The 11,034-nt window shown below is 46.8% G+C and carries 9 protein-coding genes; 1 reads left to right on the top strand and 8 read right to left on the bottom strand.

All coding sequences use genetic code 11. From position 1 onward, the window contains the following. Positions 1 to 80: 80 nt before the first annotated feature. The 7 genes from RDS42_RS07775 to RDS42_RS07745 all read right to left on the bottom strand — a co-directional run bounded on the left by RDS42_RS07775 (position 81) and on the right by RDS42_RS07745 (position 8,645). A complete protein-coding gene (locus RDS42_RS07775) occupies positions 81 to 1,622 on the bottom strand; it encodes an ABC transporter substrate-binding protein (protein WP_308783148.1) in 1,542 nt (513 codons plus the stop codon). A gap of 81 nt (positions 1,623 to 1,703) precedes the next feature. Then, positions 1,704 to 2,504 (bottom strand): nickel transporter permease, encoded by an 801-nt coding sequence (nikC, locus tag RDS42_RS07770; protein ID WP_308783147.1) that lies wholly within the window; start codon positions 2,502 to 2,504, stop codon positions 1,704 to 1,706. Further along, entirely contained in the window at positions 2,501 to 3,445 is a 945-nt protein-coding gene (gene nikB, locus RDS42_RS07765) for a nickel ABC transporter permease (protein WP_308783146.1), read from the bottom strand. The genes nikC and nikB overlap by 4 nt, the downstream gene beginning before the upstream one ends. Then, on the bottom strand, positions 3,439 to 4,356 hold the full coding sequence (locus RDS42_RS07760; protein WP_308783145.1) for a LysR family transcriptional regulator: 918 nt from the start codon (positions 4,354 to 4,356) through the stop codon (positions 3,439 to 3,441). Before RDS42_RS07760 ends, nikB begins: the two co-directional genes overlap by 7 nt. A 2-nt stretch (positions 4,357 to 4,358) precedes the next feature. Beyond that, positions 4,359 to 6,809, bottom strand: coding sequence for a methyltransferase domain-containing protein (locus tag RDS42_RS07755; protein ID WP_308783144.1), 2,451 nt, complete (start codon positions 6,807 to 6,809; stop codon positions 4,359 to 4,361). A 121-nt stretch (positions 6,810 to 6,930) separates the two neighbouring features. After that, on the bottom strand, positions 6,931 to 8,040 hold the full coding sequence (locus RDS42_RS07750; protein ID WP_308783143.1) for a glycosyltransferase: 1,110 nt from the start codon (positions 8,038 to 8,040) through the stop codon (positions 6,931 to 6,933). Further along, a complete protein-coding gene (locus RDS42_RS07745) occupies positions 8,037 to 8,645 on the bottom strand; it encodes a glycerol-3-phosphate acyltransferase (RefSeq protein WP_308783142.1) in 609 nt (202 codons plus the stop codon). The genes RDS42_RS07750 and RDS42_RS07745 overlap by 4 nt, the downstream gene beginning before the upstream one ends. A 491-nt stretch (positions 8,646 to 9,136) precedes the next feature. On the opposite strand from RDS42_RS07745, the gene RDS42_RS07740 reads away from it, so the two are divergent. Then, positions 9,137 to 10,468, top strand: coding sequence for an MATE family efflux transporter (locus RDS42_RS07740; protein ID WP_308783141.1), 1,332 nt, complete (start codon positions 9,137 to 9,139; stop codon positions 10,466 to 10,468). Here RDS42_RS07740 and RDS42_RS07735 read toward each other — a convergent pair. Next, entirely contained in the window at positions 10,440 to 10,709 is a 270-nt protein-coding gene (locus RDS42_RS07735) for a helix-turn-helix transcriptional regulator (protein WP_308783140.1), read from the bottom strand. The two genes, RDS42_RS07740 and RDS42_RS07735, sit on opposite strands and share 29 nt — an antisense overlap. Positions 10,710 to 11,034: the final 325 nt, after the last annotated feature.

The raw sequence follows: 11,034 nt of genomic DNA, 5'->3' as shown, positions 1-11,034 counted from the left end.
AAAACGAACTTAATTTTTTGCTAATTTAGGGTTGACTTTTCATAGCTGGTCTCCTTTACGCTTTCTGTATCTTTCCGGATTTACGGCTGTTCCACATCCAGATCAGCCGTGATCTCATAATAATCGCAGGGATGCGCCGCCATTCCCTTTACATTGGATCTGGTCACAATTCCCATATTCAGATGGGATACAAAGAAAAACGCATCATCATCCAGTATCTTCTGCTGCAGCTCCACAGCCAGTTCTGCTCTTTTCTCCGGTTCAAAAGTCTGATGGAGCTTTTCTGTAAGGGCTGTTACTTCTTCGTTTTCGTACTTTCCATAATTCTTGGATCCTGTTACGGTACTGGTAAAGAAGTATTCCGGATCCCCTGTAGGCGCTGCGGTAAGAGAACTTACATACAGGTCAAAATCCCCATTTTCAGCAAAGGTTCTGTGATCCGGTGTATTGTTTATTACAACATCGATCCCGATTTCCTTTAAGGTTGCCTGGGCATATTCTGCCAGCTTTGGCTGTTCCAGACGGGAAGGGTAGGTGAGCCAGTTTATGGTAAGCTTTTCTCCGTCCTTATCTGCATAACCGTCCCCGTCTGTGTCCTTCCAGCCGGACTCCTCCAGAAGCGCTTTTGCACCTTCCAGATCATAAGACACCGTTTCCACTGCATCATTTCCATAATCAAAACTGTTCGGAAAAGCAGCTTTTGCAGGAACTCCTCTTCCTTCCATAATCACAGAACAGAATCCTTCTTTGTCGATTCCCATTTCAATGGCCTTCCTTATATTCTGATCCTGCATAAGCTCAGACTGGAAGTTAAACTGTCCGAAGAAACAGCGGCTGGTAGCGCAGGAATTGATGGTATATTCCGGATTTCCGTCAAAGAGAACATAATTGTCATACTGAAGTCCATAGGTTCCCTGTATATCCCCGGTCTGAAGGGCCGCTGTCAGAGCGCTTCCATCAGAAAAAGACTTCACTGTCACTTTATCCACCTTCACCTCACCGCCCCAGTAATCCTCATTCTTTACCAGGTCGATCTGAGTAGGCGTTACCTTTTCTGCAATGTAAGGTCCGGTTCCTGCCACATTGGCATTTCCGCCTTGTCCCTGCACGCCGTATTCCATATCAATAATGGCTCCATAAGGATCTCCCAGATAGTTAATGATCGCCGGACATGGCTCTGTGGTACAAATGGTAAGAGTCAGGCCATCCGCTTCCATATGGTCAATCTTCATATCATATGGCGCTCTGTCATGGACTTTTATCAGATTCTCCAGGCATTCCTTTACAGCCTGGGCATCCATGATACGTCCGCTGGAAAACTTTACTCCTTCCCGCAAAGTGATCTTTACTGTAGTATCGTCTGTAAATTCATAATCTGTAGCAAGCCATGGTTCCACTTCCATATTGTCACTATATTTAAAAAGAGTTTCTCCCACTCCATATCGTATGGCACTCCAGCCGGAATAATTATCATGGGGATTCAGCCCTGCGTCTCCCATTTCCTCACTGTAGCCTGTAGTTCCATATACAAATGTTTTTTCATCATCCGCCATAACACTGACTGCCATTCCTGTTATCAGAAGCGTCCCTGTCAAAAAAGCTGTAAGTAATTTTTTTCTCATATGTGCCTCTTTTCTTATGTACTCCTCTATATTCCTGTTTCAGATTATCGCTTTTCTTTTTCGAATCCTGCTTCCTTTTTTCTATCTGGGATCCAGAAAATCTCTCAGCGTGTCTCCCAGAAGATTAAAAATCAGAACTGTCACAAAAATCGCCGCGCCGGGGGCCAGAGACATCCATGGAGAAATCTGCAGAAGGCTTCTTCCTTCATTTATCATACTTCCCCATTCTGCCGCCGGAGGCTGCACACCCAGTCCCAGAAAAGAAAGACCTGCCAGTTCCATCATCATCGTACCAATATCCAGAACCGCTGTCACAAGGATCTGTCCTCCGATATTCGGGAGAAGGTGTTTCAGCAAAAGCTTCGGAACACTGCTTCCCGAAAGCCTGGCCGCCATCATATACGGCGCATCCTTCTGCGCAAGAGTCAGACTTCTTGCCAGACGGGCAAACTTTGGCCAGCCAACCACTGCCAGTGCAAACACTGCATTCTGCATTCCGCCGCCCAGAACTCCGGCTACCGCCAGCGCAAACACAAGGCTTGGAAACGCCAGAAATAAATCTGCGATCCGCATGAAAACAGCATCTGCCGCACCGCCAAACCAGCCGCATATGATCCCAACCAGAGTCCCTGTTACCGTAACCGTCAATACCAGAAAAAGTGCAGAATAAACACTGACTGTACTTCCTGCAAGGACTCTGGAAAAAATATCTCTTCCAAACCGGTCCGTTCCCATCCAGTGTTCCGGTCCCGGCGGCTGTTTAGCCAGCAGAAGATTCTGCTCATAAGGGTCGAAAGGACACAGGTATCTTCCAAAAGCCGCGGTCAGCAAAAGAACCGCCGCAAGAACAGTAAAAAATATCAGCCGCTTCTTTTCTTTCATAGCCGGTCACCTCCCAGTCTCACCCGGGGATCCAGATAATGATACAGGATATCTGTTGCCAGATTCACCAGCACATAGATCACTGCCATCCATGCCACATAGGCCTGAACAACCGGATAATCTCTCATGGTAATGGCATCTACCGCCATTTTTCCCACACCGTCCCACATAAAAATAGACTCTACAATGGTGGTTCCGCCAAGAAGGTTTCCCACAGACAGAGACAGCAGAGTAACGATCGTGACCATTGACGTCCGCATGACATTTTTCCAGATGATCACTCTTTCTTTTACCCCTCTTGCCCTTGCTCCCGTTACATAATCCTGATTCATCTCCTCCAGAACTGCTGCCCTCACCTGCCTTGTATATTTGGATGCCATAGACAGGGCAAGGGTCATCGTAGGAAGGATCAGGCTCAGACCAATGTTTTCTGAAGTGACTACAGGAAGCCATCCAAGCTTTACCGAAAATAAATACATCAGGATCAGAGCCGCAAAAAAATTCGGAGATGAATTTCCTATAAAACTGAAAAACCGAATTATGTAGTCTACCCATTTATTCTGTTTTACTGCTGCCAGAATCCCAAGAGGAACGGAAATCAGCAAAGTCACCAGAACTGAAGAAAGTGTCAGAAGAGCCGTTGCCGGAAGCTTCTCTGCAAAAGCATCAAAAACCTCTCTTCCAGAAACATAACTGGTTCCCATATCTCCTCTGAGCATCCCTGCCGCCCATTTCCCATACTGTACCAGAAACGGCTGATCCAGTCCGTATTCTTTTTTTGCCTCATCGATAATCTCCTGAGAGACCGCTCCTCCTGCATTTTCATACATATAGGTAACTGCGTCCCCTCCTGCAAGCCTCATCATGGCAAAAGAAAGAAACGTGATCCCTATAAGCACAGGAATAAGCTGGATCAGTCGTTTTCCTATATATTTCAACATGATTTTTCCCTCAGTCTGCTTTCCAGGAAACGGATAAATTCCCGGATATCCGGATCCAGCTTTTCTCCTCTGTGGCAGATATAGCCAAATATCATTTTATTTCCCTTCATATCCAGAGGGATACCCGGTACCGTTCCCTTTTTCTTTTCTGAAAGATAGCTTCCGCTGATGTTCATAACACTGGTGTTTTTCAGCATTCTTTCCATAATATAGTCACTGTTTGTCACCACAGAAATATCCAGATCCTTCCATGAAAATCCTGCCTGCTCTCCCGCTGCTCCCATATCAAAAAATTCATCCTGCCCATTCTGGACAAAACGCATTCCTTTCAGATCTTCCAGCCTGAAAACTTCTTTTTCTTCCCCGAAAAAAACAGACTTTTCACCAGGATAAACGAGAAGCTCTGCTTCTTCCATATCAATAAATTCCAGACCGGCTCTCGACAGCTCATACGAAAAATCTTTCCGCTGACTTTCCAGAATATATACAAAGCCAATATCGTCCTGATAGTCCCGGACCCGTTCCATTACTGTACGAACGCCTGCCGTATAAATCTGAAAATGATAATTTTTTCCGTAGTTTTCATTATAGAAATCAACAAACTGTGTTGCAAACCAGGAACTGGGATTGGCAGAAATACGAAGCCATTTCGCCATTCTGTGCTCAGCCATATTTTCCAGTTTTTTCATATCATTAACAATCTTACAGGCATAACGATAGACCTCCCGCCCCTGGGGAGTCAGCCGTATTCCCCGGGGAAGCCGTTCAAAAAGCTGCATTCCCAGAGAATCCTCCAGAGCCTTTACCACCTTGCTGACACTGGGCTGGGTGGAGTACAAAATCTTTGCCGCTTCACTGAAGGATCCTGTCTGCGCGCAGGCTGTAAAATACTGCATCTGCTTCAGATCCATTTTTATTTCTCCGTTCTCAGCATAAACATCGGGGTCGGATTATAAAACTCATCTTTCTCCAGATAGATCCGGCTGCTGATTCCCAGATCCACCTGGAACTTCTGAAGCTTCATTGCTCCCAAAGTTTCCAGATCCCATGCCGGCCGGCTGTAAGAGCTGATCGGAAGCTGCCTTTTGATCTCCTCGCACTCGCGCATCATCTCATCTCCTATTTCCTGGTGGGCATGATTTTCCGGAAGATCTGCTACATCTGTAAAATCACTCATTCCATAATTGGCATCAAAATTCAAAAGCACGCCGCCCGGCTTCAGCACCCGGATCCACTCCTTATAAGCCCGGCGCACATCCGGAAGAGTCCAGGTAAGATTTCGTGAAATCACCACATCAAAGCTTCCATCCGCAAAATTCAGATTTTCTGCATCCATGATCTGAAACTCACACTCTGCATTTTCTTCCCGGGCAAGTATCCTGGCATTTTCCACCATATCCGGTGTCAGATCCACCCCTGTGACCTGATAACCTTCGCGGGCAAGAAGCACGGAGAAAAATCCTGCGCCGCAGCCCACATCCAGTATACGGAGATTTTTTCTCTCCGGAAGCTGTCTGCGTATCTCACTGAGCCACCTTTTTGCCATATCGCTGTGCAGCTCTGCTCTTTTATGCTCCAGAAAATCGCTGCTTCTTTTTTCCCAGTAATGGACAATCCTTTCTTTTCGCTCATCACAGGGAGCCACGATCCGCCCGTAAGCAATCATGGGACCATTTCCCAGAACCTGAAGGGTTCCCGTCTGATAAAGGATCACTCCGTCGGATTCTGCCATACTGATTTCCAGCAGCTTTCCTTTATAATCACGGACTTCTCCAAGAATATCTCCCTCCCGGATCACATCTCCGGCTTTTTTAAAGGGGTACCACAGACCATCCTGAGAAGCATCCTGATAGCAAATATCTGTTACCTCCAGCGGATAATAAGTCCGGTAATCCTTCTGTCCCTGATAGATTCCCAGATGACAGAGAATATTCCGCACGTCTCTTCTGGTCGAACGGACTTCCTCATAGGTCCAGCCGCCCATTCCCCCACGTTCAATAAGAATACTTGGAATTCCTGTGGAAGCCGCATGATTGTAGGAACCTCCGGAGGCTACGTTGGAGCGCACCATATAAGGTACGTCCACCTGTTCCGCCATTCTCCGGGATTCATTTACCACCTTTTCCTCTGCCATTCCTGCATAATAGACATACGGAGTCAGCTGCTCATAATCGTCTCCGCTGTGAAGATCGATATAATAATCCGCCGCAGACTGCAGTTCCCGGGTTACCGCCCAGGCCAGCCTCTCCATCTCTGTTCCCTTTGGGTCTCCCGGAAATTCTCTATTCAGATTTTTATGGTCTGTCAGACCAAGACTTCCGTTTCTTTTTTCAAATGCAGGAACATTCATGACTTTTACGATAACGACAGTTCCTGTTACCTTATGGATCTTCAGCTTCTGAGCAAGCTCTATGGCTGCCTGGATCCCTACATATTCTCCTGCATGAACCCCTGCTGTGATCAGCATGGTCTTTCCCGGTTTTTTGCCATGAAGAACCGCTGCCGGAAGCCGGATCTCTCCCTCTGCCAGCTCCAGATCACCTTCCCAGATCTCTCCGGGTTTTACACAGATATTATTCAGGCAAAAAACCTGTCTCTTTTTTCCTGTAAGAAGAAAAACAGGGGTAGAGCCGTTATTGGCAATCTCTTCCTCTGTCCAGACCTCTTTCCAGACCTCTGTGTCGCATTCTGTCTGAAAAAATCCCGCTGCTTCCATGGCCTCCAGATCCCACTGCGGCCGTTTCAGACGGCTTAAAGGAACTCTCCGTGCAATCGACTCCATTCTTTCAATATCTGTTCCTGTATAATAATCCTCAAGGTTTCCCTCTTCTACTCTGCGCCTGTCTTCTTCATAACCACTGCGCTTTTCTTCGTCATAAAGATGCCCGTACCAGTCGGCGTCAAAATTGCACATCAGCCCGCCCGGCTTCAGTACCCGGTACCACTCCTGATACGCTGCTCCCGGATCCTCCAGATTCCAGGTAACATTTCTGGAAAGAACCACATCAAACAAATCGTCTCCCAGATCCAGCCTCTGAGCATCACTGAGCTTCCAGGTGATCCGCTCTGCCAGTTCTCCTGTATTCTGTCTGGCCTCCTTCAGCATCTCCTCCGTCACATCTGCCGCTGTCACCTGATATCCGGCTTCTGCAAGAAGCAGGGCAAAAAAGCCCGGACCGGTACCCACGTCCAGAATTTTGATCTCCTCCGGTTTTTTCTCCGGAAAATGACCGGTTATCAAAGACAGAAGCTTCTTTTTCCACATGCTCCGCCTTGCGTCCGCCATTTCCTGCTGATTGTATTCTGAATAGCCTCTGGCACGGTCTGTCCAGTAGGCATGGATTTCTTCTTTTAACGTATTCATCTTAACTTTGCACTTTCTGTCTTATTGATCTTATCCGATTTAAACGGATATTCCTATTATATAAAAAAAGAAATCCCTCCCGCAAGCCTCCCGGGGGGATTTCTTCCTTTTGTTTTCATAGTTAGAGCCGTTTTTCCTGAATAAAATCACACAGTCTTTCCACTGCGTCTCCATGAATCTGCTTTTTCTGCTTTTTTACCATATCCTCAGCAGCCGTTTTGTCATTCATAAGCTGGATTCCTTTTTCCACCTGCCCTTTCAGGGTCATTGCCGACCAGCTCATTCCTGCCTTTGTAAAAAATTTACGATTCACTGTTTCACAGCCCGGAATAGGAGCCGTATGGATCATGGGAACTCCCACCACCGCCGCCTCTGTAGAGGTCAGCCCTCCCGGTTTGGTAAACAGCACGTTGCAGGCTTTCAGATACAGGGGCATCTGCGTGGTAAATCCAAGGATCTGCGTTCTCGATTCTTCTGCAAACTGTTTTTTCAGCTTCTGTTCTGCCTTCTTATTGCTTCCGCAGATCACAAGAATTTTTTCCGTGGAGGTTTCTTCCAGAAGCTTTTCTACCAGCTCCGAAAGATCTCCGGCGCCCATGCTTCCTCCTGCTGCCAGGAAATATTTACCGTCCGGATCCAGCCCCAGCTTTCTTCGGGCGTCCTCTCTGCTGATCTCTCTGCGGCAGCTTTTTGCCACCGGAATCCCGAATGCGCGAAGCTTCTCCTCCGGAAGTCCCCGTTTTACGCAGGATTTCTTCATGGCTTCATGAGGAAGGATATAATAATCACAGTCCGTTTCCTCCCAGAAAGGAATACAGGTATAATCTGTCATTACCGCAACCGTCAGAGGAAGCTTCATTCCTTTCCGTTTCATATAGGTGATCGTCTCTGCCGGATAAAGATGAGGCATTACCAGTACATCCACCGGATGCTCCTTCAGATAGCTGTCCAGATATTTTGCCATTCTGCCGTTCACATAATAAACCGGCGATCTTCGCATCAGACGGCTGATCACCATACCAAGCTTATAAACCATACCAAAAAGTCTGGGAGTTTTTTTCACGATCTGCACATAGCCGTCCCCTACCAGCCGGGATACGCCCTCTCCTGCAAGTCCCAGATAATCCAGAACATAAGCTTCATCTCCCCGGTCATGCATTTCTTCTGCAATGGCTCTTGCTGCGGAGTTATGTCCGCCGCCTGTATTGCAGGATAAGATCAACGCTTTCATTCCAACCTCCATTCTCCGCCTTGCCGATATGCGGCATTGGCTTTCAGACAGTGTTTATGTATCACGATCCCCGACAGCAGAAGGCAGCCGGCAAGGAGCACTTTGTGCCGGAGAAGACAAAGCGACGTAACCGCAAATCCCAGAAAAGCATAAATACTTTTTCTGGTATTGGACTTCATCGGGATCACCGCCACAAACAATAAGTACCAGAAGATCAGAAATGCCAGAGGCTTCCATATGGGAAGCAGTCCGATCAGCACACCAAAAGAAACTGCGATCGCCTTTCCTCCATGACCTTTCTGAAAAACCGAATGTGCATGTCCAAATACCGGAGCCGCCATCACCAGAGCAAAGGGCCAGGCGTCTATCCCCAGGCGCCTGCTGCACAGCATCACCGGCAAAGCCCCCTTAGCCAGATCACAGATCAGAACCAGAACTCCGCATAAAACGCCTCCGCAGGCAAACGCATTAAAAGTCCCCGGGTTACCGTCTCCGGAGGCTTCTTCCACATCTACCCCTTTCATAAGCATGGGAACAAGACGTCCGAAAAGAATACTTCCCGAAATCCATCCCAGAATCACATAGAAATAATACCCGTATTCCATATCCTCACACCTTCCTGCGGAAAACACAGTTCATTTCCCAAAAGGTTTCCCACATCAAATTCAAGTCGAACGCACGTGAGACTTGGCGCGCGATTCTGGTCAGCGTCAGCTGACACATTCTTCTTAGAATCGCTGCGCATCCTCGCGGAGCGTTTATCTCAGTCGGAGATTGGACTCCCACAAAGACAAGTTTGAAATTAACTCACCACTTATAGAAGTGGGAGTCTTCTCGACTGAGATAAATTTATAACAGCATACTCCTCTTTTCCTGTTTCCTTTTAAATAGAACCAGTTTAGCACAACAAAAAAATATGTGCAATAAAAAAGAAGACAAACAAAAAGGAAGGCAGACTCTTGACGTTTCTCTTCTGACTGTGCTAAAATATGACCTGTCCAAAACAAGGTGTGGACTTTTTTGGTAACGCCACTTTTCGCCACACAATTACCTTCCGGTAGTTGTGCGGCTTATTTTTTTGTCCGGAGGAAAAAAAATGAACGAAACTTTTATGAAAGAAAAACCTGTTTTTCCACTGATCGTATCCATGTCCCTTCCCATGGTAATCTCCATGCTGGTAAACTCTCTCTATAATATTGTGGACAGCTTTTTCGTGGCAAAGATCAGTGAAAACGCCATGACCGCCCTTTCCCTGGTCTACCCTGTCCAGAATTTTGTCAACGCCATTGCAATTGGCTTCGGTGTGGGAATCAGTTCTCAGATCTCCCTGTATCTGGGTGCGGGACGACGGGATCACGCAGATATCGCCGCCACTCATGGCACCGTTCTGTCCGTTATACATGGACTGGTAATGATGATTTTCAGTATTGCCATTATGCCCTTCTTCCTTGGGCTGTTCACATCTGATCCTGAGGTGATCGATCTGGGAATCCGCTACTCCGGAATTGTTTTCTGTTTTTCCGTTGTAGTAGGTCTGAACCTTGCCTTTGAAAAGCTTTTTCAGGCAGTCGGAAGAATGAAATCCTCCATGATGGGGATGATGTGCGGCTGCCTTGCCAATATCATCCTGGATCCTGTGCTGATCTTTGGTCTGGGACCTTTTCCTGCCATGGGAATGGAAGGCGCAGCCCTGGCAACCGGCCTGGGACAGGTACTGAATCTGGTGATCTATCTTATCATATACAAAACAATGCCGCTTCAGGTACGCCTGAGACGAACATGCCTGAAGCCGGCTGCCTCCATAGACAAAAAACTTTATTCCATAGGAGTTCCGGCAATCCTGAGCCTTGCCCTTCCTTCTCTGCTGATCTCTGTTTTGAACAGTATTCTGGCTGTTTACTCTCAGAGTTATGTGGTGGTTCTGGGAATCTATTACAAGCTGCAGACTTTCCTTTACCTTCCTGCCAGCGGGATCGTTCAGGGTATGCGGCCGGTGATCGGCTATAATTACGGTGCGGGAGAACACAAACGTGTGAAAAAAGTCTATCTTGTCACCCTTGCCATGACCAGTATGATCATGCTTCTGGGAACCGTGATCTGTCTTGCGGTTCCAGGACAGCTTATGGGGATGTTTACATCCAATGCAGAAACCATTCTCGCAGGAAAAACAGCTCTCCGTATCATCAGCGCAGGCTTTCTGGTTTCTTCCGTATCTGTCACAGCCTGCGGCGCTCTGGAAGGACTTGGAAAAGGAGCCCCTTCACTGGCAGTCTCTCTTTTCCGTTATGTGCTTGTCATCATTCCGGCAGCCTTTGTTCTCAGCCGTATCTTTGGGGCAGTGGGCGTATGGCACGCCTTCTGGATTGCAGAAGCAGTAACTGCTGTGGCTGCAGGAATCATCAGTAAAAAAACTGTGTGGGAACGGTGAAATACCGTTCCTCGTCATCTTCAATTCCCAAAATCACATTTATGGGAACTTCTAATACATTGGACAGCTTCATCAGAATTTCCACATTCATTCTCGTTGTGCCATTTTCAATCCAGGATAAAGTTATCTGCGATATACCAAGCTTCTCCGCAAGAGATTCCTGGCAAAAATCACAGCGTTTCCGCAGTTTCCGAATCCTTTGGCCCAACTCGTATCTCTGCCGGTTAAATTCTTTTTTCATATATGGCATCCCTCATTTCTTTTGTAATAAAGCAAATCTCCTTTTCAGAACATTTGTTTGCTTTATTATAACATAAACGCTGTCCAATAATACGGGACAAACAGAAAAAAGTTGAAAAATTTTCGCACGCTCAAAATCGCCGGAAGAAGGATCCCACCTGTGATCCAGTTCCAGTCCGCAGCCATAAGGATCAATAAATTTTATATTTCATTCTGATTTTCCTCCGTTTTTTGTAAATTCTTCTTAAAAAAGGGTATAGAAAAGGAAGCGGCAGGATATACCGCCTCCTTGAAAACTAATGTTCAGACATTACTGTTTACAATCA

This window comes from uncultured Blautia sp. (genome assembly GCF_902497045.1).
Taxonomy (GTDB): Bacteria; Bacillota; Clostridia; order Lachnospirales; family Lachnospiraceae; genus Blautia_A.
Note: the sequence above shows the minus strand (reverse complement) of the source record. Positions and strands in the feature narration are given on the sequence as shown.